19 protein-coding genes and 2 riboswitches are annotated in these 23,583 nt (G+C 65.5%); of the genes, 4 read left to right on the top strand and 15 right to left on the bottom strand.

From position 1 onward, the window contains the following. Positions 1–73 precede the first annotated feature (73 nt). From ACSQ25_RS10355 to ACSQ25_RS10395, 9 genes are all read right to left on the bottom strand, one after another. Positions 74–484, bottom strand: a complete 411-nt coding sequence (locus ACSQ25_RS10355) for a hypothetical protein (protein WP_436105604.1) — start codon at positions 482–484, stop codon at positions 74–76. Positions 485–656: 172 nt separating this feature from the next. Continuing rightward, positions 657–3,041 (bottom strand): sensor domain-containing protein, encoded by a 2,385-nt coding sequence (locus ACSQ25_RS10360; RefSeq protein WP_436105605.1) that lies wholly within the window; start codon positions 3,039–3,041, stop codon positions 657–659. Between the two features lie 24 nt (positions 3,042–3,065). Beyond that, on the bottom strand, positions 3,066–3,326 hold the full coding sequence (locus tag ACSQ25_RS10365; RefSeq protein ID WP_436105606.1) for a hypothetical protein: 261 nt from the start codon (positions 3,324–3,326) through the stop codon (positions 3,066–3,068). 104 nt (positions 3,327–3,430) lie between these two features. Beyond that, complete coding sequence (locus tag ACSQ25_RS10370) at positions 3,431–6,742, bottom strand: pilus assembly protein (RefSeq protein ID WP_436105607.1); 3,312 nt, start codon at positions 6,740–6,742, stop codon at positions 3,431–3,433. Between the two features lie 16 nt (positions 6,743–6,758). Continuing rightward, positions 6,759–7,340 (bottom strand): hypothetical protein, encoded by a 582-nt coding sequence (locus tag ACSQ25_RS10375; RefSeq protein WP_436105608.1) that lies wholly within the window; start codon positions 7,338–7,340, stop codon positions 6,759–6,761. Then, positions 7,337–8,404 carry a PilW family protein gene (locus ACSQ25_RS10380; RefSeq protein WP_436105609.1) on the bottom strand — a complete coding sequence of 356 codons (1,068 nt, stop codon included), beginning with the start codon at positions 8,402–8,404 and terminating at the stop codon, positions 7,337–7,339. The genes ACSQ25_RS10375 and ACSQ25_RS10380 overlap by 4 nt, the downstream gene beginning before the upstream one ends. 16 nt (positions 8,405–8,420) lie before the next feature. Further along, positions 8,421–9,005 (bottom strand): type IV pilus modification protein PilV, encoded by a 585-nt coding sequence (gene pilV, locus ACSQ25_RS10385; protein WP_436105610.1) that lies wholly within the window; start codon positions 9,003–9,005, stop codon positions 8,421–8,423. A gap of 13 nt (positions 9,006–9,018) precedes the next feature. Next, a complete protein-coding gene (locus ACSQ25_RS10390; protein WP_436105611.1) occupies positions 9,019–9,477 on the bottom strand; it encodes a GspH/FimT family pseudopilin in 459 nt (152 codons plus the stop codon). Next, the gene (locus ACSQ25_RS10395) at positions 9,471–9,881 is read right to left on the bottom strand and encodes a type IV pilin protein (RefSeq protein ID WP_436105612.1); all 411 of its coding nucleotides are present in this window, start codon (positions 9,879–9,881) and stop codon (positions 9,471–9,473) included. Before ACSQ25_RS10395 ends, ACSQ25_RS10390 begins: the two co-directional genes overlap by 7 nt. 186 nt (positions 9,882–10,067) lie before the next feature. Between ACSQ25_RS10395 and ACSQ25_RS10400 the strand changes: the two genes are divergently transcribed. After that, entirely contained in the window at positions 10,068–11,723 is a 1,656-nt protein-coding gene (locus ACSQ25_RS10400; RefSeq protein ID WP_436105613.1) for a peptide chain release factor 3, read from the top strand. A gap of 35 nt (positions 11,724–11,758) precedes the next feature. Here ACSQ25_RS10400 and ACSQ25_RS10405 read toward each other — a convergent pair whose 3' ends face one another. Then, positions 11,759–12,427 (bottom strand): outer membrane beta-barrel protein, encoded by a 669-nt coding sequence (locus ACSQ25_RS10405; protein ID WP_436105614.1) that lies wholly within the window; start codon positions 12,425–12,427, stop codon positions 11,759–11,761. A 226-nt stretch (positions 12,428–12,653) separates the two neighbouring features. Here ACSQ25_RS10405 and ACSQ25_RS10410 point away from each other — a divergent pair, with 226 nt between their 5' ends. After that, on the top strand, positions 12,654–14,339 hold the full coding sequence (locus tag ACSQ25_RS10410; RefSeq protein WP_436105615.1) for a methyl-accepting chemotaxis protein: 1,686 nt from the start codon (positions 12,654–12,656) through the stop codon (positions 14,337–14,339). A gap of 8 nt (positions 14,340–14,347) precedes the next feature. Here ACSQ25_RS10410 and gcvP read toward each other — a convergent pair whose 3' ends face one another. The 3 genes from gcvP to gcvT all read right to left on the bottom strand — a co-directional run bounded on the left by gcvP (position 14,348) and on the right by gcvT (position 18,891). Continuing rightward, positions 14,348–17,227 (bottom strand): aminomethyl-transferring glycine dehydrogenase, encoded by a 2,880-nt coding sequence (gene gcvP, locus ACSQ25_RS10415; RefSeq protein WP_436105616.1) that lies wholly within the window; start codon positions 17,225–17,227, stop codon positions 14,348–14,350. Between the two features lie 106 nt (positions 17,228–17,333). Next, positions 17,334–17,714, bottom strand: a complete 381-nt coding sequence (gcvH, locus tag ACSQ25_RS10420; protein WP_027865340.1) for a glycine cleavage system protein GcvH — start codon at positions 17,712–17,714, stop codon at positions 17,334–17,336. 58 nt (positions 17,715–17,772) lie between these two features. Further along, positions 17,773–18,891: a glycine cleavage system aminomethyltransferase GcvT gene (gene gcvT, locus ACSQ25_RS10425; protein ID WP_436105617.1), complete on the bottom strand. Its 1,119-nt coding sequence runs from the start codon at positions 18,889–18,891 to the stop codon at positions 17,773–17,775. A 51-nt stretch (positions 18,892–18,942) separates the two neighbouring features. Beyond that, positions 18,943–19,045, bottom strand: a riboswitch (glycine riboswitch). A gap of 17 nt (positions 19,046–19,062) precedes the next feature. Further along, positions 19,063–19,148, bottom strand: a riboswitch (glycine riboswitch). A gap of 166 nt (positions 19,149–19,314) precedes the next feature. Between gcvT and ACSQ25_RS10430 the strand changes: the two genes are divergently transcribed. Next, positions 19,315–19,875 (top strand): ATP-dependent Clp protease proteolytic subunit, encoded by a 561-nt coding sequence (locus tag ACSQ25_RS10430; RefSeq protein WP_436105618.1) that lies wholly within the window; start codon positions 19,315–19,317, stop codon positions 19,873–19,875. 77 nt (positions 19,876–19,952) lie between these two features. On the opposite strand, the gene ACSQ25_RS10435 is transcribed toward ACSQ25_RS10430, so the two are convergent. Continuing rightward, a complete protein-coding gene (locus ACSQ25_RS10435; protein WP_436105619.1) occupies positions 19,953–20,159 on the bottom strand; it encodes a hypothetical protein in 207 nt (68 codons plus the stop codon). 277 nt (positions 20,160–20,436) lie between these two features. Here ACSQ25_RS10435 and ACSQ25_RS10440 point away from each other — a divergent pair, with 277 nt between their 5' ends. Then, on the top strand, positions 20,437–22,710 hold the full coding sequence (locus tag ACSQ25_RS10440; protein WP_436105620.1) for a DUF1631 family protein: 2,274 nt from the start codon (positions 20,437–20,439) through the stop codon (positions 22,708–22,710). 4 nt (positions 22,711–22,714) lie between these two features. Here ACSQ25_RS10440 and ACSQ25_RS10445 read toward each other — a convergent pair whose 3' ends face one another. Beyond that, positions 22,715–23,503 carry an SDR family oxidoreductase gene (locus ACSQ25_RS10445; RefSeq protein WP_436105621.1) on the bottom strand — a complete coding sequence of 263 codons (789 nt, stop codon included), beginning with the start codon at positions 23,501–23,503 and terminating at the stop codon, positions 22,715–22,717. Positions 23,504–23,583: the final 80 nt, after the last annotated feature.

Here is a 23,583-nt window from a genome sequence, read left to right on the forward strand (position 1 = left end):
ACTATTTCTCAGCCGACGCAGACTTGGTCGCATCGTAGCCGGGATTAAGCACCGACTTCGTTGGCAATTTAGGTCAACATCGCCGACGCTCCTCCTCCATAGGAAAACGCGCGGGCAGCAATTCATGGTCCAGTTGGTATTCGACAACCTTTCGCAAGGCTTCCAGCGATGCCGGACGCTTGATCACCGCGCTAACTCCGGGGTAGCTCTTCAATTGTTTTTCCTGCTTCGGATTTCCATCATCGGCAATGAGAATAATTGATGACCCGGGAGCCGAGCGTTTAAGTTCTCCGGTGAGTGCTCTCCGATCATTTGGTTTTTCAGCCGTACCGGTCACGATCAGGTCAAACTTTAGCATCCGAACCGCATTCAATGCCTGCTGTGCAGTGCGAATTGGGGCAACAGCGTAGCCAAGCCACTTAAGCGCCTGCGTTGTTCGGGCGCAAGAATCTATATCTTGCTCAAGCAACAAAGCGGATTTCATATCTCCACCCTCCTTTAGAGAGGATGGAGCCGGTACTTTATTGTTCAAGGGGGCACCCGAGAATCAGCAAGCTACAGCATGAAAAAACAAGCCCGACGAGCCAGGACAGGCGAATTTCCAAGCTACTCGCTCATCAGGAAACCAGTTGAAACTTTGGGTCCCTGCAATCACTTCAATGAAACATCTGCGTAGCTTTGTTGACCATGTCCAGCAGCTTGTCTAGCGACACTGGGCAGCTGAAGTAATAGCCTTGTATCTGATCACAATCATGGTCGCGCAGGAAGGCCAGTTGCTCGGACGTTTCGACACCTTCGGCGACAACCTTGAGCTTCAGGTTATGCCCGAGGGAGATGATGGCCCGCGTGATGACAAGGTGGCTGCTTTGGCTGACGTTCCCCAGGAAGGAGCGGTCGATCTTGAGGGAATCGATGGGGAATTTTTGCAAATGGCTGAGGCTGGAATAACCAGTGCCAAAGTCATCGATCGACAACTGCACCCCAACGGCTTTTAGCTGGGCGAGCGCTTCAATCGCTTCGTCCGGGCGATCCATCAGCTGGCTCTCGGTTACCTCGAGTTCCAGATTGGCAGGGTTCACCCCGTGCTTATTGAGTGTTTCCATAAGTCCGTTGGCGAACTGGCGCTGACGCAACTGGCGCGGTGACAAATTTACCGAGATGACGAAGTCGTGGAATCCACGTTCCTTCAAGGTCTTGAGTGCACCGCAGGTCTTTTCGATGACCCACTCGCCTAAGGGTACGATCAGCCCGGTTTCTTCTGCAACGGGAATGAAACGGTCAGGTCCAATCAAACCGTCAGCCGGATCTTTCCAACGTACCAGCGCTTCGGCACCAAGTACCTTGCCGGTACGCAGTTCGACGCGCGGCTGGTACTCCAGCACCATCTCATCGTTGTAAATTGCGCGGCTGAGCTTAGCCTCGAGCAGTAAATGCTCATGCACCTTTTGGCTCAACTCGCTTGAGTAGAACTGACAGTTGTTCTTGCCGAGCAACTTCGCATGGTACATGGCTGCATCCGCAGCGCGCATGATCGTTTCGGCGTTCACGCCGTCTTTCGGAAAGATGCTTACGCCGATGCTTATCCCGGGGATGATCTCCTTTGCACCGAGCGCGACAGGTAGTGTGACGCTCTGTCGAATCCGTTCAACGAGATCGGCAATATGCAGGTAGTTAGGCTGCTCGTTGATGACCAAGACAAACTCGTCACCGCCGACCCGTGCAACCGTGTCCTCGTCGCGCATGTTTTCGCGCAGCCGGTCCGCGACAGTACGCAGGATGACATCGCCGGCATCGTGGCCGAAGCTGTCGTTGATATGCTTAAAATTGTCCAGATCGATGAAGGCAAGCGCGCCGATCGTGCTGTCACGGATGGCGTTGTCGATGGAAATGCTTAGCTTTTCCTGCAGCAGCATGCGGTTGGCAAGGCCTGTCAGCGGATCGTGATGGGCAAGCTGATGCAGGCGTCGTTCATAATGCCGCGCCTCGGTGATATCGTTGATGACGCCAACAAAATGCGTGACGTTTCCATCGCGGTTTTTTACCGGGTCGATACGCAGGTCGTTCCAGAAAATCTCCCCATTCTTGCGCGCGCTGCGCAGTATCGAGCGAACGCCCTCCTTACGCTGAAGGGCTTCACGAATGCGGTGGCGCTCGTCGTCGTCGCAACCGGGGACATCCATGAAGCCTGGATCGAGTCCTTTTACCTCTGCCTCGGTATATCCCGTGATCTGCTCGAACGCCGGGTTAACGTATTCGATCCGATGCTCGTCCGCGTCGCACCTGGTGATCACGATCGCATTCGGGCTCGAGTGCATCGCACGGTCGCGTATCAAGAGCCTGTGCTCGGCGCGCTTGCGCTCTGTAATGTCCAGTCCGGCGCCGAAAACGCATGGCAGTTTGCCGAGTTGGGTGCGAGCGCAGTTGAACAGGAAACTGGTGCGCTTGCCATAGCTGCCTACCAGGTCCACCTCATGCGTTGATGACCCGAACTGGAATGCTTGCAGGATGCTCTCCAGCATGGCCGGCCGGTCATCCTTGTCGAAAAATAGACTGATGTCCATCTCGGCCAAATCATTGGCCTCCATTTCGAGGGTGTCTTCAAGCTGGTGATTCCACAGCAGCAGGCGACCGCTTTGGTCGACTACATAGAAGACGCATGGCAAGGCCTCGATGACGTCGCCAATTGGAAGGTCCCGAAGCGGCTCGTAACGGGGGAGTGGCTGACCAGCATGCGGCATGAGCGCGACGCTGTAGGCATTCGCCTGTTGCGAATGAAGCGCATGCGGAACCACCAGCATGCGAACTGACAGGCGGCGTCCATCGGCACACCTCAGGATTGCTTCCCTTTCCATGCCTGCATGCAGGTCAGCGTGCAGCTTGAGGGGAAGCGCAGGGTGGAACTCGACGAGCTTATCCAAGGTGATCTCATCAATGTCGCCTTCGCGATAGCCCATGAGTTTTTCGCATGCCTTATTCCAGCTCAGGATAGCGCCGGATGCATCGACGACAAACACCGTGACAGGCAAAGGCGAAAAACTCAATGATTTCTCCCAGGTCCTGCGGATTTATTCCTCGAACAAGTCGTCGTCGCCGACGGACGCCGCGTTCGGACGCCCATCAATAACGAATTTGGCGATGCGAACAGCCAGGATCCTCGCTTCACTGACGGTGCTGCACCCTGGATCTGTAGTAAAGCATGGCTCTGTTACCGCCCTGCCGACAAGATTTATTTGAATGGAAGAGTGCCATTTCGGCGTTTTCGACTCTCCGTTCGAGTGCAGGGAAACTGCAATGTCGTAACCGCGGTACGTGCCCAGTTGGTCCATTGCTCGTCTCCCTGTAGAAAGGACATCCTAACAGGATGCGCTCATTGGTGCCTGTTTAAGCAGATACTTACAACAGCGATGAACATGCGCATTTTCACGAGCGTTCAGTCGGCTCCCGACGTATAGCTGTAGGAACGCTTGCGTTTCGATTTGATTTCCGGGCGGAGTTCACCTGGCGCGATCGCCACGCTGGCGCCGCCGTTGCGCTGTGCCGCGCCCACCACGACTGTGGTCGCCTTGGGCTCGCCGTCGACGATGATCGGCACGCCGTTCGCCAGTACCGGCGAGGGTGGCAGGCCGCCCCCCACGAAGGGCGAGGAGCGGTCCCCGCCGCAGGTGCCGTTCACGCCGATCGCGCCCGAGGCGTTGAACAGGTTGACCCAGTAGCCGCGCGCTTCGCCGAGCGTGGTGGAGCAGGTGCCGGCCAGCGGCGGGATCGGACGGTTGGTGCTGAAGGTCACCATGCCGCCGGCGATCAGCGCCGAGGTCACGACCTGCTCGCCCTTGCCGTTCGCGCTCAGGTCCATGTACCAGCCGCGCAGGGAGTTGGAAGGCAGCACCCGCGCGTTCGCGCAGGAGTTGGTTGACGTCGCGCTGTAGTCTTCCAGGGTGTCCAGGTCGACCGGATCCGCGTCCGCAGCGGCCGTCAGACTGTCCTTGTAGACGTAGAAGCGGTTGACGACCCCGTTGTACGGATAGTGGCTGGCCAGCGGGTGCTCGCGGTCGCCGCTGCCGATCGCCACGTAAACGTGGTCCGGGGCCGCCAGCAGGGCGGGTGCGAACAGGAACTTGCGTCCGTCACCGCTCGTCTCCGCCACCTTGCGGCTGGTCCAGGCCCCTTTCAGGCGCTCCGTGCGGTTGGCATTCACGAAGTCGACCCGGTACAGGGCGCCGCCGGTGTCGGCCGCGTAGGCGTAGTCGGGCATGCCATCGTTGTCGATGTCGACCATCGCGATGTCGGCCGCCACCGCGCGCGTGGTCGGGAAGGAGCGCAGGATAGTGCCGGTATCGGCATCGAGGATATAGATCACGCCGCCCTTGGTCGTGGCGCAGCTGGGGATCTTGCTGTCGGCATCCTCGCAGCTGTCATAGCCGCCGCCCACCACCACCACCGGCTTCTTGCCCAATTCATAACCCTTGATGAAGGCCACGCTCGGGGTCGACCAGGTCTGGCCGATGCCCTCCATGTCGTCAGTGCAGCCGGTGTCGTTCGTCAGGTTCGGGCAGCCGACCTTCCACTTGAACTGCGGGTTGCCGACGTCGCTGACGTTGAGCGCATAGATCATGCGGCCGCCGCGGCGCATGGTCGGGTAGATCCAGACGTTCGAGCTGGTGGCATCCTGGTAGACGCCGGTCGAGCCATCGAAGAAATAATCCTTCTTGGTCGGGGCGATGTCCTGGGCCGGCATATTCGGGTAGGCGACCAGCGGCAAATTGCTCTTCAGACGCGACAGGCGCGGGAAGAATTCCGGCGCGACGAAGGCCCAGCGCTCCACGCCGGTGTCCGCGTTCAGGGCGCGCAGGGTGCCGTCGTTGGCGCCGTAGAACACGGTCACGCCGCCCTTGTCGGCACCATAATTGATCGGCAGCGGGCGCGAGTGGATGACGTCGCCGTGGATCGACGGCCGGGTGGTGTCGGCCGGGCCGCCGCCTTTTTCGTTGTTGGTGTCCTCGCCGCGGATGAACTTCACCAAGTTGGTGTCCATGCCGCTGTTGGCCGGGGTCAGGGCGGTCAGGCCGGTGCCGCTCACGTGGGTCAGCACCTTGCGGTTGACGGCGTGCGAGGTCGTGCTGCCGAAGGGCGCGTTACCCTGGCGCAGGATCTGGGCGGCAGCGCCCTTTTCCACGAAGGGACCGTCGGGGGCGTCCGAATACTTGTTGAAGCTGCTGGTGCTGCAGGTGCCGGCCGGGTCCGGCGATAGGCCTAGTCCGCTCCAGTAGGTGCCGCTGTTGCCGCCCCAGTAGCTGGTTGCGCAGGGAGTCACGAAGCCAGTCACCGTGTTGACCGCCACCTTGCCTGCTGCGTCGCCGAGGTCGATGTTCCCGTTGTTGTTGATCAGCTGGTAGCGCTTGAGGTTGCCGAACCAGCGCGGCTTGGCGTCCGGGTCTGGGCGGAACATGCCAATGAAGACCTGGTTCTCGTTCTGCGAGCGGTTGGTCGCGTTGACCGGCAGGCTGGTGGAAGCGAAGGTGGTATTCACCGCCTGGATCTCGACCAGGATTTCCTTCAGGGCGTCGACGATGGCTTCCTCGTTCTTGGCGGCGAAGTACTTGCCGCCGCCGGCGCGCGCCATGCTCAGCATCAGCGAGGTGTGCTCGCCGTTCTGCTGGGCGTTGTAGACGTCGATGGTATAGGTCGTGACGTTCGGACGGATGCTGCTGTTCGGCAGGGCGATGCCGCGGCCGTACATCAGGCGAGCCCATTCGTCGGCATTGCGCGGGCCGGTGTCGCTGCTGAAGCTGCCGGTCGGCACGTTAGTGATGATGGTATCGGTCGCGACCACGCTGTACTGGCTGTTGCCGGGGGTGCAGACGCCGGCGTCGCTGGGCACGGCGTTGCCGATCTTGCAGCCGTCGGTATACCCGGTGCAGGTGGCGCTGAAGTTCGGCAGGGCCGCCGCGGCTGCGGTGGGGCTGGCATAGCAGGCGGCCGTGGTGCCGATCGTGGTCGGGGTGCTGACGCTCTGGGTACTGAAGTTCGGCAGGCCGAGCTGGGTGACGGGCGCGCCGTTGAGGGTGTTGAGCAGCGCGGTGTTGGCCGACGTGTCCGAGGACGGGCCGCTGGCATTCGGATTGCCGATGAAGATGACGAAGGTCTTGCCGCACAGGTTGTCCGCCGTCAGCGGCGACTTGAAACGGCTGTAGGTGGTGGTGTAGCCTCCGCTGTCGGCCTTGCTGGCAATCACCGCGGACGGCGAATAGGCGCTTTCGCCCGCCAGGTAGTTGTACACGTCGTACATCAGGTTGCCGTACGGGGTGTTCGAGTTGCGCTTCTCGTCCGGGCTGTTGATGTTGTTGTAGATCGTGGTCAGCTGGGTGCTGAAGGCGGCCTTGTTGTCCGTATTCATCGGGCGGATCGCATAGCGGATGAAGCCGCCGTCGTCGTTGGCGTTGCCGCCGGTGACGAATTCCATTAGGCCGAGGCTGACCGAGCTGTCGAGTTCGGCAACGACGCGCTTGATCGCGTTCGCTTCCGACTGGCCCTGGGCTGCGCCGCCCGGCCATTTCTGGTTCTGGCGCGCCCAGTTCGAGGTGTTGTCGAGCACGATCAGGATGCGCGGGTTGATGTTGGCGCCGGCCGAGGCGCCGGTGAAGATGTCGATGTCGTCGGCACCGACCGGCGATGCCAGCGAAGCGAGCGCGCCGGCCAGGGCGAGGAAAGACAAGCGGAGGGGGAAGCGCGTGGTGCGGAACATGGTATGAATCCTCCGGTCAGGTGGTCGGACAATTGTTGGTGACGTCATCGCGCGCCACGCGCACGCCCACGCCCTGGGTGACTTGCACCTGGGCCTCGGTCTCGATGTCGGTGGCCTCGGCGTGGATTTCCCAGATACTGTCGGCGCAGGCCGAATTGCCGTCGACGGCGCCGGCCACGCCGAAATTCTGTGAGGTGCCCATGCTGCACACCTCGTCCTCGACCTTGGCCAGGTCGAGTGCCGTGTTCTTGATCACGGGCGCCTTCACGCATTTCGGGCGCGGGGCGATCTTCACGCGCACGTCGTCCTTGCCGTCGCCGTTGGTGTCGACGCAGCGCTGGTTGTCGGCGCCGCAGGGATTGGCGATCACGTGGTCCGGCGTCGTGGTGAAGCGGGTGTTGCTGATCGCTTCCTCGATGACTTCGCGGGCCGCAGCCGCGACTTCGTCGCGCTGCTGCATGTTGCTGACGATTTGCAGGTTCGACTTGCCGACGTTGAAGGTGGCCAGGGCGACCAGGGTCAGCAGCACCAGCATCACCAGGGCGGTGATCAGGGTCACGCCGCGCTGGCGGCGGGCATATTTCATGGGATGGGTCATGGTATTCTCCGGCCGGCCGGGTTGGGCAGCGCCACCTGCGTCTGGAACACGTGGCGCTTGTAGCCGTCGTTGGGGGCGGCGATGGTGTGGGCTGCGCCGTCGGCGTCCAGGCCGAGGGTATAGGTCTTGGTATCTTTATAGCCCGGCGTCGCCTCGGTATTGCGGGCCAGGACGTGGACGCGCACCGCGACCGCGCTGCGCCAGTTGCTGACTGCGCAGGCTGCGGCCGTGCAGCCGTCGGCGCTGGCCGGATCGGCCGCGCTGCGGTCGGCCACGCCGTCCTTGGCCAGGTCGAGGCCGTACTCGACCTGCAGGTTCTCGATGCCTTCGGCCAGCGGCACGCTGGTCCAGGTCGGCGCTTCGCCGGTGCTGCTCAGCTCGAGGCGCTTCAGGGTCGGGATGCCGTCGCCGGCGCGGTTGTTATTGGCGATGTAATAGACATGGGTGTGGTAGCGGCGCACCGCGGCCAGGGTGCCGCTGTTGGCCACCGGGCTGCAGTCGCGCTGGTGCCGGTTCAGGTTCACGGTCGACAGGCTGAGCGCATAGAAGTCGGCCACGTTCGGCGAATCGAGTTCGGTGGCGTTGTTGCACAGCGAAGCCTGGAAGAAGGGGCCGCCGCTGGCAACCGGGGCGCAGTTGCCGACCCCGGCCACGCAGGTGGCGGTGCGGCGCACCAGCAGCACGTCGGTGCCCTGGCGCACGTCGCTCAGGCAGGCGGGCAGCGCGGCGCCATCGTCCAGGCCCTGCACCGGCAGCACCAGGCCGGCCTTCAAGCCATCCAGGTTGGTGGCGCACAGGGCCGGCAGCGCGGCCGGACTGGCCAGCACGGTGGGGTCGAACTCGGCGTAGTAGCCGGCGTTGCGCAGGTCCACGGCCAGCACGTCGATCGCGTAGCGGCCGTTCTCGACCTGACGGTGGGATTTTTCGATTTCCTGCTGGGCGCGGGTATTCTTCACGAACATCGTGGACAGGGCGGCCAGGATGAGCAGGCCGATGCTCGATGCGATCATCAGTTCGGCCAGCGAAAAGCCGCGTGCGCGGCGTAGGGAGGGAAGGTGTCGCATGTTGTGCTTCCGCTTGTCAGGTGCAGCTCGGCAGGCCGACTGCGACGCGCGCCGACACGACGCGGCGGTGGGTGTCCGCGCCGTACTGGTTGCGGCCGCAGGCTTGGGAGGGGGCGCGGGTCGGGTGCATGCCCTGCCAGGCCACGGTGATGAGGTAGACCGCCGGGATGCAGACGCCGGGCGCTTCGTTCTTGGCGCGCACTTCTTCGATGCAGCCGCGCGCGCCCTGCATCGCACCGGCATTGGCGGTGCCGCGCCGTTCGGCCGCGCCCTTCAGGGCCGCGTTCCATTCGCACAGGTCGCGGGCGCTGCCGGCCGCCGCCAGGGCACAATTGCTGCCGACCGTGCTGTTGGTGCCGAGCGGCGTGGCGGTGAGGTATTCGGCGGCCTTGGCGCTGTTGCCGGACAGGCGGGACTGCATGTCCTGCAGCAGGACCGCGGCCTGGGCACGCTGGTAGGACTCGATCGTGCCGACGTGGGCCTTGGCCTGGAAGGCCGCCAGGCCCAGCAGGCCGAACGCGAGCACGACCATGGTGATCAGGACTTCGATCAGGCTCACGCCGCGGGCGCGCAGCGTCTTCAAGGGCAGTAGGGGGCGCATGGGAGTCATGGGATCAGCAGGTGGACTTGGTCTGGTACGGGCGCCCGGACAGGTCGACCGTGACGCAGCGCCGTTCGCTCCCGGTGGCGGGAGCAAGGGCGAATGCCGGCAGCACGCTGCCCTTGATGCGGCCGGTGGGCAGGTAGGTCACGCTGGCGGGACCGGTGATGCTCACGCCGGTGACGGCCGGGTGGTCGTGCAGCAGGCGGCTGGAGCCGCCGGGAGCGGGGATGCGCCAGCCGGCCTGCCAGGTGCTGCCGGCGGGCTGCAGGCTCACCTCGGCGTTACGTTTGATAGCCTCGCTGCGTGCCGTGCTGAGGGCGACGTGCAGGTCGGTACCGGCGCTGCGCAGGCGTACCGAGGCGATCAAGCTGCTGAAGGCTGGCGCCGCCAGCCCGGCGAGGATGGCCATGATGACCACCACGGTCATCAGCTCGGGCAGGGTGAAGCCGCGCTGCCGTGGATTTACCATTTGCCGCTCGGCGTGCGGGTGCCGGCCTGGTTGATGCTCAGCGAGCCGTCGCTCTGCTGGCTGGAACCGGTCAGCGGGCTGGCGGTGATGGTGTAGCCCTGCGGCGGGCCCTCGACCAGCACGATCTCGATCCTGTACTTGGCGGCGACGGCGGCAGGCGTCGGCATCTTCAGCTCCTGCAGGTCGTTGCTGTAGCTGCGCGTATCGGCCATGAACTGGGCCTCGGCCTGGCTCAGCTCCATCAGGTAGGCCTGGGCGGCGGCGCGGTTGCCGCGCGCGACATACTGGGTGTAGGAGGGCAGGGCGATCGCCGCGAGGATGCCGATGATGGCCACCGCCACCATCAGTTCGATCAGGGTGAAGCCGCGCTTGCGCTGGAGTGAAGTGGGCAGGTGAACGAACATGGTTTCCTCACGGAACGATAAAATGTTGCCCAGTATAAACAATGAAGCTGTCAGATTGCTGAACTGGAGCTGACAAAACCCTGACAAAAGCGCCGATCAGGTCCCGCTGTGATGCGCGCCATCCACACAAGGGGCTCCGTACCCGGTAAAATCGCGGGTTTTGCAGAACCCAAATTGGCCGAGACCATGTCCACCGATACCGCAGCAAACCCAGAACTCAACCCGGAAGCCCATCCGGCCAAGCCAGCCGCCGTGATTGCGCGTGAAGTCGCGCGCCGCCGCACCTTCGGCATCATTTCCCACCCTGACGCCGGTAAAACCACCCTGACCGAGAAGCTGCTGCTGTTCTCGGGCGCGATCCAGCTCGCCGGCACCGTCAAGGGCCGCAAGAGCGGCCGCCACGCCACCTCGGACTGGATGGACATCGAGAAGCAGCGCGGCATCTCGGTCGCGTCCTCGGTGATGCAGTTCGAGTTCCGCGACCACGTGGTGAACCTGCTCGACACCCCGGGCCACCAGGACTTCTCGGAAGACACCTACCGCGTGCTGACCGCGGTCGACTCGGCCCTGATGGTGATCGATGCGGCCAAGGGCGTGGAAGAGCAGACCATCAAGCTGCTCGACGTCTGCCGCATGCGCGCCACCCCGATCGTCACCTTCATGAACAAGATGGACCGCGAAACCCGCGATCCGCTGGAACTGCTGGACGAGGTCGAGTCGGTGCTGAAGATCGAGTGCGCACCGGTGACCTGGCCGATCGGCATGGGCAAGAACTTCCGCGGCGTGTACCACCTGCTGAAGGACGAGATCATGCTGTTCAAGGCCGGCGAAGAGAAGGCCGACGGCGCCTTCGAGATCGTCAAGGGCATCGACAACCCGAAGCTGGCCGAGATGTTCCCGCTCGAGATCGAGCAGCTCAAGATGGAAGTGGAGCTGGTGCACGGCGCTTCGCACGTGTTCGACCTGGAGCGCTTCCTGGCGGGCGTGCAGACCCCGGTGTTCTTCGGTTCGGCGATCAACAACTTCGGCGTGCGCGAGATCCTGTCGGCGCTGGTCGACTGGGCGCCGGCCCCGCGCGAACGCGACGCCACCGTGCGCGCCGTCAAGCCGGAAGAAGCGCCGTTCTCGGGCTTCGTCTTCAAGATCCAGGCCAACATGGACCCGGCCCACCGCGACCGCATCGCTTTCCTGCGCGTGTGCTCGGGCCGCTTCGAGAAGGGCATGAAGGTCAAGCACCTGCGCCTGGGCCGCGACGTCAAGCTGTCCTCGGTGGTGACCTTCATGGCGTCCAGCCGCGAACAGGTCGAGGAAGCCTATGCCGGCGACATCATCGGCCTGCCGAACCACGGCAACATGCAGATCGGCGACAGCTTCTCGGAAGGCGAGCTGCTGACCTTCACCGGCATCCCGTACTTCGCGCCCGACCTGTTCCGCACGGTGCGGATCCGTAATCCGCTGAAGATGAAGCAGCTCCACAAGGGCTTGCAGCAGCTCGGCGAAGAGGGCGCGGTGCAGGTGTTCAAGCCGGTGATGGGTTCGGACCTGATCCTGGGCGCGGTCGGCGTGCTGCAGTTCGAAGTCGTGGCGAGCCGCCTGCTGAACGAATACGGCGTCGATGCCGTGTTCGAGAGCAGCAGCATCAGCAGCGCGCGCTGGGTGTCGAGCGAGGACAAGAAGTCGCTGTCGGACTTCGAAAACCAGCTCGGTCACCAGGTCGCCTATGATGCCGCCGGCAACATGGCCTTCCTGGCGACTTCCGGCGTCAACCTGCGCCTGACCCAGGAACGCTGGCCCAAGCTGACCTTCCACGCGACCCGCGAACACGCCGCCAAGCTGGCGTAATCCCCTGATGCGCCGGCCAGCCGCCGGCGCATCGATCAGAAGCCGAAGCCGACGCTTCCCTGCACGGCGCTGCCGTTCGACGCGCGGAACTTGTCGGCGCTGCCATTTTTCCTGACTTCGCCGCTCAGCGTCGCCCTGTCGTTCAGTTTGTATTTGGCGCCGAGCGCGCCGTATGCCCCCGCGCCGGTTTCTCCGACGAACACGCCCCCGCTTTGCCTGCGCTTCGCCTGTTGTTCGGTAACGAAGCCGTCATTGGTCACCGTGCTCTGCGCGACGCCCAGCTTGCCATAAGCCGTGAGGCGGTCGGTGACGGGCAGCGTCAGCTTGGCGGCCACGTAGGTGGTATGGCTCTTGGCGCCGAGCGCCCCCGCCGCTACGGCGGACTCTATCGGACCGGGATCGATCTTGTGGAAGCCATCGTCGCGCAAGTGGGAATAACCGGTTTCCACGGCCAGGTACTTGTTGAAGGCATAGCCGATCACCAGCCTGGGGTCGGTGCGGAAACCCTGGAACTGGCGGTCGTTGGGATTGGCCGTTTCATTCCCGCCGTAGACGGGCTCATAGCGCTTGAAGCCGGCCGCCAGCGGACCGAAGCGTCCGCCGGGCTCGTCTTCCAGGCGGGGCGATGGCGCATCGGCCAATTGCGCCTGTGCGCTGCCGATGAGAAGGAGTGCTGCGGCAAAAGCGATGCCCCTGGCGTTCATGCGTGTTCCTTGTCGTGACTGGTTGATCAGGTCGAGCGAAAGAATACAGCGTGCCTGCCTATCAACTATATCAAATTAGTAAGTAGTTGTTTCACAATACATATGCCTGTTGGTTCCTCGCCAAGAAAGGTGGCAATCTGAGCGGACGCAAACTCTCTTGATATTGAAGCGCGTAGATTCGTTGAATGCGCTTAGGAAATAACACGTATTTAAAGAGGGAGGCATCATGCTGTCGCGACTGAAGATCGGTCCCAAGCTGCTGCTCGCACCCGGCGTCGTCCTGCTGCTGCTGATCCTGCTCTCGAGCGGCGCCTGGTACGCCATGGTGCGCCAGCACCAGTCGCTGCAGGCCATCGTCGGCGCGCGCGCGATGCAGATGCGCAGCGCCAGCGAACTGGTGGCCCAGGCCCAGCGCGTGCACGCCGACACCTACAAGCTGCTCAGCTGGCTCGGCAGCAGCTTCTCGCGGCCCCGCATCGCGCTGCTGATCGGCGACATCCATCGCCAGCACGGCGGCATCGAGCGCGCCTTCGGCGTGTTGGTACAGCAGACCGCGGCCGGCAGCGCCGAGCGGCGCAACGTCGAGGGGGCTGCCGAGGCGCACCGGCTGTACGTGCGCGCTGCGCGCGAGGTGGTCGAGCTGACGCATGCCGACCAGACCATCGGCGCGAACGCCATGGTCAAGCCCGAAGCCGCGTTCTCGGTCCTGGTGCAGCGCATGGCCGTGCTGGCGAAACTCGAGCGCGAACTGTCCGAGCAGGCGTCGAACGACGCCGCCGCCGACTTCCGCATCACCTCGAGCCTGATGCCCTTCGTGGTGCTGCTGGCGGTCGCGGTGTCGCTGGCCATCACCATGGCGGTCCGGCGTGCGCTGCTGCTGGAGATCCGCGGCATCGGCGCGGCGGCGCTGGAGCTGGCCAGCGGCGACCTGACGGTCGGCGAGCGGGTCTACGGCGACGACGAGATCGGCGAAACCTCGCGCGCCCTCGACGCCGGCATCCGCAACCTGAACGGCACCCTGCGCACGGTGCTGGAATCGGCGCGCAGCATCGGCAGCGCTTCACGCGACATCAGCCTGGGAAACCTGAGCATGCACAGCCGCGCCGTGTTCCGCAGCCGCTCGCTGGAAGACACCGCGCTCAGCATGCAGCGTCTGGCTGAAACGGTCACCGTGGCCGCCACCGGCGCGCTGGCCGCGAACCGGCTGGCACAGTCGGCCTCGCACAGCGCCCAGCAGGGCGGCCAGAACGTCGAGCGGATGGCGGCGACCCTGGCCAGGGTGAAGGAAGGCACGGCGCGCGCGGTGGAGGTCGCGGCGGCGATCGACGCCCTCGCCAGCGAAGCCGGGGCGCTGGCGCTGAACGCCGCCCTTGCCTCGGGGCGCAGCGGCACGCACGACGCCGGTGATGCCCGGGATTTCGCCGACGCCGCGGGCGAGGTGAGGGCGCTGGCCCAGCGCGCGGCAGGGGCGGCGCGCGAGGTGCGCGAACTGGCGGCGCGCTCGGTCGCCGAGATCGAAGCCTGTGCCGCCTGGGCGGCCCAGGCCGGCGCCAGCATCGTCGACGCTGCCGGCGCGGCGCTCGAGATGGAAGAGGTATCGGGCCGGATCGGCAGCGCCAGCGCGGGGCAGGCCGGCAGCCTGGCCGAGGTCAACCAGGCGGTGGTACGCATGGACGAAGTCACCCAGCAGAACTGCGCCCTGGTCGAGGAAGCCGCGGCCGCCGCGCGCACCCTGCAGATGCAGGCGCTGGCGCTGTCGCGCACGGTGGCGGCTTTCCGCCTGGGCGAGCCGGAAGCGCAGCCGGTGAAGGCCGAGCCGGAACAAAAAGAAAGCGGCGTTCCCCGGGATCTCCCCAGGGAACGCCGCCGTCATGAGCGTTCGCACCTGCGGCTCGCCTCGAGCCGCAAGTAGACTGCTATTTACTCATAGTCGCTGATCGGCGCGCAACCGCAGAACAGGTTACGGTCGCCATAGACGTTGTCCGCGCGGCCGACCGGCGGCCAGTACTTCTTCTTGCGCAGCGAGGCCACCGGGAAGGCCGCCACTTCGCGCGAGTAGGTGTGCTGCCAGTCGTCGGCGGTCACCACTTCGGCGGTGTGCGGAGCGCCCTTGAGCGGGTTGTCCATCTTGTCGTACTCGCCGCGCTCGACCTTCACGATCTCGGCGTGGATGGTGATCATCGCTTCGATGAAACGGTCCAGCTCGGCCTTCGATTCCGACTCGGTCGGCTCGATCATCAGCGTGCCAGGCACCGGGAAGCTCATTGTCGGGGCGTGGAAGCCGAAGTCCATCAGGCGCTTGGCCACGTCTTCGTTCGAGATGCCGGTCTTGTCCTGCAGCGGGCGCAGGTCGATGATGCACTCGTGCGCGACCAGGCCGTCGTGGCCGGTGTACAGCACCGGGTAGTGCGGGGCCAGGCGGCGCGCGATGTAGTTGGCGTTCAGGATCGCCACTTCGGTCGCCGCGGTCAGGCCTTCCGCGCCCATCATCGCGATGTACATCCACGAGATCGGCAGGATCGAGGCCGAGCCGTAAGGGGCCGCGCTCACTGCGCCGATGCCGGCTTCGTTGCGGACGTAGCCGGTCGACAGCTGGTTCGGCAGGAAGGGGGCCAGGTGGGCGCCCACGCCGATCGGGCCGACGCCGGGGCCGCCGCCGCCGTGCGGGATGCAGAAGGTCTTGTGCAGGTTCAGGTGGCTGACGTCGCCGCCGAAGGCGCCCGGCGCGGCCACGCCGACCATCGCGTTCATGTTGGCGCCGTCCACGTAGACCTGGCCGCCGTGCTGGTGCACGATCTCGCACAGTTCCTTGATGCCCTCTTCGAACACGCCGTGGGTCGACGGGTAGGTGACCATGACGCAGGCCAGGTCCTTGCTGTACTGCTCGGCCTTGGCCTTCAGGTCGGCCAGGTCGACGTTGCCGTTCTCGTCGCAGGCGGTGACCACGACCTTCATGCCGACCATGCTGGCCGACGCCGGGTTGGTGCCGTGCGCCGAGGACGGGATCAGGCAGATGTTGCGGTGGCCTTCGCCGCGCGCTTGATGATACTTCTGAATAACGAGCAGGCCCGCGTACTCTCCTTGGGAGCCGGCGTTCGGCTGCAGCGAGATGGCGGCGTAGCCGGTGGCGGCGCACAGCATGGCTTCCAGCTGGTCGATCATCTCGCGGTAGCCGACGGTCTGGTCTTCCGGGGCGAACGGGTGGACGTTCGAGAACTCCGGCCAGGTGACCGGGATCATCTCCGAGGTCGCATTCAGCTTCATGGTGCAGGAGCCGAGCGGGATCATGGTGCGGTCCAGCGCCAGGTCCTTGTCGGCCAGGCCACGCAGGTAGCGCAGCATCTCGTGCTCGGCGTGGTAGCGGTTGAAGGTCGGGTGGGTCAGGTAGGCGCTGGTACGCGCCAGTTCCGCCGGGTAGGCGTCGGCCACGTCTTCGTCCAGCGCGTCGATGTCAACGGTCTTTCCGTTGCCGAACACGGCGAACAGCACGGCCAGGTCGTCGCGGGTGGTGGTCTCGTCCAGCGACACGCCGACATGGCCGTCGTCGATGCGGCGCAGGTTGATGCCTGCGTTGGCGGCGGCGGCGTGCAGCGCGGCGGCGTCGCCCTTGATGGTCAGGGTGTCGAAGTAGGTGGTGTTGAGGACTTCGGCGCCGAGCTGCTGCAGGCCGCGCGCCAGGATCGCGGTCTGGCGGTGCACGCGGTTGGCGATCTGCTTCAGGCCTTGCGGGCCGTGGTAGACCGCGTACATGCCGGCCATCACGGCCAGCAGCACCTGGGCGGTACAGATGTTCGAGGTCGCCTTTTCGCGGCGGATGTGCTGTTCGCGGGTCTGCAGCGCCAGACGGTAGGCCTGGTTGCCCTGGGCGTCGACGGTGACGCCGACCAGGCGGCCGGCCATGCTGCGCTTGTATTCGTCGCGGGTGGCCAGGTAGCCGGCGTGCGGGCCGCCGAAACCGAGCGGCACGCCGAAGCGCTGGCTGTTGCCGACGACCACGTCGGCGCCCCAGTCGCCCGGCGCGGCCAGCACGGTCAGGGCCAGCAGGTCGGCGGCCACCACCACCATGGCGCCTGCGGCATGCAGGTGCTCGACGGCGGCGCGGTAGTCGCGCACTTCGCCGTTCACGCCCGGGTATTGCAGCAGCACGCCGAAGCAGGGCTCTTCCAGTTTCTCGATCTCGGCGGCGGCGATCACGCGCACCTCGACGCCGATCGGCTTGGCGCGGGTCTGCACCACTTCCAGGGTCTGCGGCAGCACGTCGTCGGCCACATAGAACACCTTCGAAGCCGACTTGCCGACGCGCTGCAGCAGGGTCATGGCTTCGGCGGCGGCGGTGCCTTCGTCCAGCATCGACGAGTTGGCGATGCCCATGCCGGTCAGGTCGGTGATCATCTGCTGGAAGTTCAGGATTGCTTCCAGGCGGCCCTGCGAGATTTCAGGCTGGTACGGGGTGTAGGCGGTGTACCAGGCCGGGTTCTCGAAGATGTTGCGCAGGATGACCTTCGGCGTGTGGGTGCCGTAGTAGCCCTGGCCGATCATCGACTTCATGACCTTGTTCTTGGAGGCCAGCGCCTTCAGGGTCGCCAGCGCTTCTTCTTCGCTGCGCGGTTCGACGAACTGGCCCAGGTCCATCGTGTCCTTGCGGCGGATGTTCGCAGGTACGACCGCGTCGATCAGGGCGGCGCGCGAGGCGTAGCCCAGGGTCGACAGCATGGCTGCCTGTTCGGATTCGGACGGGCCGATGTGGCGCGGGATGAAGGAATCGCGCGCTTCGAGTTGGGTGAGGCTGGAGCGGGTCATGGTAGAAGCCAAATAAGAGCTGGCGCAGGGGTCGCGTGGACGGGGCGCCGGGAGAATGGAGAACGGATAAAGCAAAGGTGCGCCCGAAGGCGCACCATACGACAGATTAGTTGCCGGTGGTCTTGCCGTAGGCGTCGGCGTCCAGCAGTTTGTCGACCGCGCCGGCGTCGCTCGGAGCCAGCTTGAACAGCCAGGCGCCGTAGGCATCCTGGTTGATCGAGTCCGGTGCGTCGGCGACCGACTGGTTCACCGCGGTGACGGTGCCCGAGACCGGAGCGTAGATGTCGCTGGCGGCCTTGACCGACTCGACCACCGCGGCGTCGTCGCCTGCGGTGAATGCCTTGCCGACCTGCGGCAGCTCGACGAACACGATGTCGCCCAGCGCGTCCTGTGCGTACTCGGTGATGCCGACGGTCAGGCTGCCGTCGGCTTCGCGGCGCACCCACTCGTGGGACTCGGTGTATTTCAGGTCGGTTGGGATGTTCATATAAGGCTCCAATAGAGGGTGAGGCGGTAGTATAAAGCTTGTTGTTGGTTTTTCTTGATCAGGCTGCGAGAACTTTGCCGTTGCGCACGAACGGCAGCTTCACCACGCTGGCAGCCAGTTTCTTGTCGCGGATTTCGACCTGCACGGTGTCGCCGATGGCGACGTCCAGCGGCACGCGCGCCAGCGCGATCGCCTGCTGCATGCTCGGGCTGAAGGTGCCGCTGGTGATCTCGCCCACGTTGCCGGCGGCGCTGATGACCTTCTGGTGGGCGCGCAGGATGCCGCCTTTTTCACGCAGGATCAGGCCGACGAAATTCGCCTGCTGGCCCTTGGCCTGCAGGGCGGCCTTGCCGACGAAGTCGCGCTCGGACACCAGGTCGACGGTCCAGGCCAGGCCGGCGTCGAGCGGGTTGACCGTGTCGTCCATGTCCTGGCCGTACAGGTTCATGCCGGCTTCCAGGCGCAGGGTGTCGCGCGCGCCCAGGCCGGCCGGCTTGATGCCCGCGGCGACGAAGGCGTTCCACAGGGCTTCGACCTGGCTGCTCGATACGCCGATCTCGAAGCCGTCCTCGCCGGTGTAGCCGGTGCGGGCGACCATCACTTCACCGAATGGGGTGTTTGGTACGATCACGACGTTGAAGGGCTTCAGCGGCTCGGAAGCGGCCTGGGTGCCTGGCAGCACCTGCCAGACCTTGGCGCGGGCGTTCGGACCCTGTACCGCGACCAGGGCGATCGGATCATTGCCGTCGCGGCGCTGGGTGATGGCGACGCCGGAGCCGGTGGCGTCGTTCTGCTGGCTGATCCAGGCCACGTCCTTCTCGGCGGTGCCGGCGTTGACGACCAGGCGGAACCAGTCTTCGCTGAAGTAATAGACGATCAGGTCGTCGATCACGCCGCCTTCCGGGTTGAGCATGGCGGAGTAGAGGGCCTTGCCCGGGACCTGCAGCTTGTCGACGTTGTTGGCCAGCAGGCCGCGCAGGAAGGCGCGCACATTGGCGCCCTTCAGGTCGACGACGCACATGTGCGAGACGTCGAACATGCCGGCGTCGGTACGGACGGCATTGTGCTCCTCGATCTGGGAGCCGTAGTTGACGGGCATGTCCCAGCCGCCGAAGTCGACCATCTTGGCTCCCAGGGAGCGGTGTGCGGAATTGAGCGGGGTCGCTTTGAGCGTCATGGGGTCCTCGGGCAGCAGTAATAGGGGGTGCGCACACGCGTAGCGGGTGCCTGTATCCCCTCTGTCCTTGGTACCTGAGAGATAGCAGCATGGCTGCCTGCCCCTTCGGTGGGCCGCATGCATCGTGCTGCGGCCGCTCTCCAGAGTTGAGCCGCCGCGCCTTGCGCTGCTGCCCCCTGACCAGTCCGTTTGCCTGAGAGTTTGTGGGTAGTGCCCCTTCGGCGGCAGGTGTTCCTGCGCTCTCCCGGTCAAGACTGTGGAGGATATGCCAGCATTGGTTCGGTGTCAACCTGAGGCCCCCCGCCGCCCGGGGAATTGGCGATTGCCAAAAAGAATTGCCGCGCACTATTGGTGGGTCTCCGGACCGGGCCTTCGGGCGTGTTTTGCTACACTTGTCTTACACACTTTGCAGTGGGAAAAACTATGAGCGAAGACAAAACACAGCAAGTCAAGGAAGCCTGGTTCACGCTATCGGGCGACGTCAACAGCGACATGGTGCACCGTGTGTTCGAGGCGGTGTCGATGATGACCGAGGACGGCATCGAAACCGCCCACGTGCTGATCCAGTCGAACGGCGGCTACGTCAGCGACGGCCTGTGCCTGCATAACTTCCTGGCGAACTCGCCGATCAAGTTCATCATGTACAACGGCGGGGCGGTGGCCTCGATCGCCGTCATCCTCTACCTGTCGGGGTCGGAGCGCTATTGCAGCGAGACGGCGCGCTTCATGGTGCACAAGTCGCACGCGACGGCCTCGCCCGGATCGCGTCCGGATGCGCTGAACATCATCGTCGAAGGCCTGCGTGCCGACGACGCACGCACCGAGTCGATCCTGCGCAAGTGCGTCGAGCTCACGCCGGAGCAGTGGGCCATCCACCAGTACTCCGACCTGCACCTCAACGCGCGCGACGCCAGGACCGCGGGACTGGTCAACGATATCCGTGACTTCCGTCCGCCGAAGGGTGGCATGCTGCGCAATATCTGAGGCCGAAAAAAAGCCCACCGCCGTAGCGGTGGGCCGGCGACGTGCGCTTGCCGGGGCAGGACGGGCCTGCCGCCCGGTCAGCGCTTCTTGTCGTTCTTGTGGCTTTGGCGGCCGGCTTCGGCATGCTGTTCAGGAGTGCCGCCACGGGTGCCGCCGCTGCCGGCGCTGCCACCCGAGCGCGAGCCCGAACCCGAGCCCGACTGCTTGCTGCCGCCCTGGCGGCCGGCTTCGGCGTGCTGCTGCGAGCTGCCGCCTTGCTTCGACTTACCTTGATTCGAGGCCATGATCTTTCCTTTCAATGTGGGAAGGTGTGCTTCTTGCCGAGCTGTGGATCGTTACCGCAGCATTTCCGGTCGAGCCATCATGCGTTTCGTATAGATGAATCGGAATCAGAACACGGCGTGATCCAGTGTAGGACAGGCACCGACGTTCACAAGGAAATTTTCGGGAGTGTGGCGCTCCAAGGCCGGAAAGAAGCGCCAGCTATCCATTCGTGCATATTTTCCATTGCTATATGGAAATAATATGGCACAATGGACGGATCGCCCCTGTCCAAGCACCATGGCCGTGAACACTGCCCAGACACCTGCCGTCCGCAAGGCCGCCGCCGCGCAGCAGGCGACGCTGGACGAGCTCGCCACTATCGCGTCGGGCCGGGCCGCCGACGCCCTGATGGACATGGTCGGGCGCATGACGGCCGTGCTGCTGGATATGACGACGGCCGGTGCCGATCCGCAGGAAGCCGCGCGCCGCATCCGCTCCGGCAACCTCCTGAAGGACAATGCCTACGCCTTCGTGCACCTGGCCTCGACCGCGATCGAGCTGGCCCTGCGCAAGGAATTGGCGCTGCTGGCGCCCGCGCTCAAGCCGGCAGCAAGCGCGCCGCTGACCCTCAGCCTGGTGCCGCTGGAAGAGATGGACGACCAGCTGGCGTTCGCCGCCGTCAGCCGTCCCTTCGACATCCAGCAGTCCGAACGCCTCGCCAGCCTGGGGGTGCGCCTCGGCGTGCTGCTGGGGCGCGAACTGGTGCGCGCCGGCCATAACCCCTTCCGTCCCGAAGTCTTCCTGCGCGCGCTGCAGGAAGCCTGGCGCGAGTTCGAGCCGGACGGGGCATCGCACGCCTTGATCCTGCCGCTGCTGCGTCCGGGCGTCGTGTTCGACCTGGGAGCGATTCTCGACGCGCTCAACGACAAACTCAAGCCGGCGCGCCTGCGCGACGGCGGCGAGCGCTTTGCCAAGACCGACGACAGCGCCGCCGCCAGGGCGGCGCGGGCGCGCCGGGATGCGGCCGTCTCGAAGCAGTTGCGCCAGCTGTTCGGCACGGCCGAGGGGGCGCCGGGCGCGGACATCGACGTTCCCCTGATTCCCAACCTGCCGCAGGGCAGCGGCGGCTGGCGTCCCAGCGCGGCCGCCGGTTTTCCGGCCGCCGCACAGGCGCCGGACGGCCAGGCCGTGACAGGACAGAGCGCGTCCGCGCCTGTGCCTGCGGCCGCGATCCCGGCGTCCCTGATCGATGTGCTGGAAAAGCTGGGCGGCGCCATGCCCGCCGCTGGCGCCGCCAGGAGTGGTCCGCAGGCCGGAGGGGCAGCAAGTGCCGCGCCGCACGAGGTGTTCTACCTTCCGCGCCTGAAACAGAGCCTGCCTGCGGGCAGCCTGTCGCAGGGCGACGCGACCACGCTCGACCTCCTGTCGCGCATTTTCGAAACCGTCCTGCTCGACGACGCGATTCCGCAGGAGACGCGCGAGCTGATCGCCTTCCTCCAGGTGCCGGTGCTGAAGGCGGCGCTGAAGGACCGCAGCTTCTTCTTCGAAGAGGCGCATCCGGCGCGGCGCATGCTCGACCTGCTGTCGCAGGCCGGCTGGGGGCAGGCCGCCAGTCCGGACGATCCGGTCTGGCGCGCCATGCGCCGCGGCGTCGACAAGGTGCGCGGGGAGGCACCGCCCGAAGCCTTTGCCGCCGCGGTGGCCGAGCTGGAAGCCGGCCTCGCCGAGCGCGAGCAGGTCGAGGCGGCCGCCATCGCCGGCCCGATCGCCCAGGCCACGCGCCAGGAACAGCAGCTCGCCGCCACCCGCTCGGCGCGCAAGGCGGTGGCGCTGCGCCTGGCCGGCGAACAGGTGGTGGCGCTGGTCGGCACTTTCCTGGAGCAGCGCTGGACGCCGGTGCTGACGCTGGCCTACACCATCGAGGACAGCAAGCCGGGGGCGGTGGACAACGCCACCCGCGCCATGGATGACCTGATCTGGAGCGTCAAGCCCAAGGCCACCCAGGAACAGCGCAAGCAGCTGATCAGCCGCCTGCCGGCCCTGCTCACGACCCTCAACAAGTGGCTCGACGCCACCGGCTGGCAGGATGCGGAGCGCCTGCAGTTCTTCGCCGGGCTGGCCGAATGCCACGCCGCCATCGTGCGCGCGCCGATCGAGCTGTTGCCCCTACGCCAGCTGGAACTGGCGGTGGAAGCCGCGCAGCAGGACGCGCTGCGCCGCATCGCCCAGGAGCAGGCCGCCGCCGAGGACGAGGCGCCCGCCGATCCGACCGGTGCGGCCCTCGCCACGCTGGAGCGCGGCATGCGGGTCGAATTCAGCGGCGCCTCCGGCGTGCGCAAGCTGCGCCTGGCCTGGGTCAGCCCGCTGCGCACGCTCTTCATTTTCTCCGGCGCCAACCGCCAGGAAGCCTTCTCGCTGCCGGCCGAGCGCCTCGCCGAGGCCTTCCGCAGCGGCAGCATCCGCGTGCTCGCGCTCGATGGCGTGGTCGGACGGGTGCTGGGCGAGGCGGTTGGACAGGGCGCGGTCAACGATCCCGGCCAGGACGCGGCCGTCACTACCCGGCTGGCCTGAGCGACTACCTCGATTGAAGGCGGCGTCCGGGCGCGCGGCGGCGCAGCAGCCAGGCCAGCGCCGAGATGCCGGCCAGCGCCAGCAGCTCGCGGTGCATCGTGGTCCATAGCTGGGCGCTGGAGGGCTGGGCGCGCTCACCGAAGCTGCCGTGCGCGCGGTAAGGGGAGGGCACGGGCTGGAACAGGTTGTCCGGGCGGTCCTGCGCGATCGGCTGGTCCGAGAACTGCTGGGAGTGGGCGCGGCGCGCCATCAGCTGATCGAACAGGGCGGGGGCCAGCTTGCTGCCCGGGACCGTCAGCACCACCTGGCCGCTCACGTAGACTTCGCGCCGGTCGTGGGTGGCGGCGAACACGATGGCGCGCGCGGCGACCTCGGGCTCGTAGACCTTGCCCACCGGCTGGGGATGGCGGGTGGCCGAGGTGCGGCACCACTCGAACTGCGGGGTGTTCACGCCGGGCAGCTGCACCATCGAGATGCGCACCGCGCTGCGGTCGTGGATGAGCTCACAGCGGACGGCATCGGTGAAGCCGCGCACGGCGTGCTTGGCGCCGCAATAAGCCGACTGCAGCGGGATCGCGCGGTAGGCCAGGGCCGACCCGACCTGGACAATGGTGCCCGCATTGCGGGCGCGCATGCGCTTCAGGGCGGCCATGGTGCCGTGCACGGTGCCGAGGTAGCACACCTGGGTAACGCGGGCGAATTCCTCGGGCGTGATGTCCGCGAGCGGGGGATCACCACGATGTCGCCCTTCATGCCGGTCCTCCGCCAGGATGTCCAGGGTGCGGGCGAGCATAGCACCGGCTCCACCCGCCGATCGCACATTACCGGAAAGAAGTTCCTGTCGGCAAAATCAGGATGGTCGGGGCGGCATTC

The organism is Massilia sp. LjRoot122 (genome assembly GCF_964252725.1).
GTDB lineage: Bacteria > Pseudomonadota > Gammaproteobacteria > Burkholderiales > Burkholderiaceae_D > Telluria.

Excerpts from the sequence above, each read along its gene's own strand:
- ACSQ25_RS10355 (WP_436105604.1), bottom strand. The coding sequence starts at position 484 with ATGAAATCCGCTTTGTTGCTTGAGCAAGATATAGATTCTTGCGCCCGA.
- ACSQ25_RS10365 (WP_436105606.1), bottom strand. The coding sequence starts at position 3,326 with ATGGACCAACTGGGCACGTACCGCGGTTACGACATTGCAGTTTCCCTG.
- ACSQ25_RS10370 (WP_436105607.1), bottom strand. The coding sequence starts at position 6,742 with ATGTTCCGCACCACGCGCTTCCCCCTCCGCTTGTCTTTCCTCGCCCTG.
- ACSQ25_RS10375 (WP_436105608.1), bottom strand. The coding sequence starts at position 7,340 with ATGACCCATCCCATGAAATATGCCCGCCGCCAGCGCGGCGTGACCCTG.
- ACSQ25_RS10380 (WP_436105609.1), bottom strand. The coding sequence starts at position 8,404 with ATGCGACACCTTCCCTCCCTACGCCGCGCACGCGGCTTTTCGCTGGCC.
- pilV (WP_436105610.1), bottom strand. The coding sequence starts at position 9,005 with ATGCGCCCCCTACTGCCCTTGAAGACGCTGCGCGCCCGCGGCGTGAGC.
- ACSQ25_RS10390 (WP_436105611.1), bottom strand. The coding sequence starts at position 9,477 with ATGGTAAATCCACGGCAGCGCGGCTTCACCCTGCCCGAGCTGATGACC.
- ACSQ25_RS10395 (WP_436105612.1), bottom strand. The coding sequence starts at position 9,881 with ATGTTCGTTCACCTGCCCACTTCACTCCAGCGCAAGCGCGGCTTCACC.
- ACSQ25_RS10400 (WP_436105613.1), top strand. The coding sequence starts at position 10,068 with ATGTCCACCGATACCGCAGCAAACCCAGAACTCAACCCGGAAGCCCAT.
- ACSQ25_RS10405 (WP_436105614.1), bottom strand. The coding sequence starts at position 12,427 with ATGAACGCCAGGGGCATCGCTTTTGCCGCAGCACTCCTTCTCATCGGC.
- ACSQ25_RS10410 (WP_436105615.1), top strand. The coding sequence starts at position 12,654 with ATGCTGTCGCGACTGAAGATCGGTCCCAAGCTGCTGCTCGCACCCGGC.
- gcvP (WP_436105616.1), bottom strand. The coding sequence starts at position 17,227 with ATGACCCGCTCCAGCCTCACCCAACTCGAAGCGCGCGATTCCTTCATC.
- gcvH (WP_027865340.1), bottom strand. The coding sequence starts at position 17,714 with ATGAACATCCCAACCGACCTGAAATACACCGAGTCCCACGAGTGGGTG.
- gcvT (WP_436105617.1), bottom strand. The coding sequence starts at position 18,891 with ATGACGCTCAAAGCGACCCCGCTCAATTCCGCACACCGCTCCCTGGGA.
- ACSQ25_RS10430 (WP_436105618.1), top strand. The coding sequence starts at position 19,315 with ATGAGCGAAGACAAAACACAGCAAGTCAAGGAAGCCTGGTTCACGCTA.
- ACSQ25_RS10435 (WP_436105619.1), bottom strand. The coding sequence starts at position 20,159 with ATGGCCTCGAATCAAGGTAAGTCGAAGCAAGGCGGCAGCTCGCAGCAG.
- ACSQ25_RS10440 (WP_436105620.1), top strand. The coding sequence starts at position 20,437 with ATGGCCGTGAACACTGCCCAGACACCTGCCGTCCGCAAGGCCGCCGCC.
- ACSQ25_RS10445 (WP_436105621.1), bottom strand. The coding sequence starts at position 23,503 with ATGCTCGCCCGCACCCTGGACATCCTGGCGGAGGACCGGCATGAAGGG.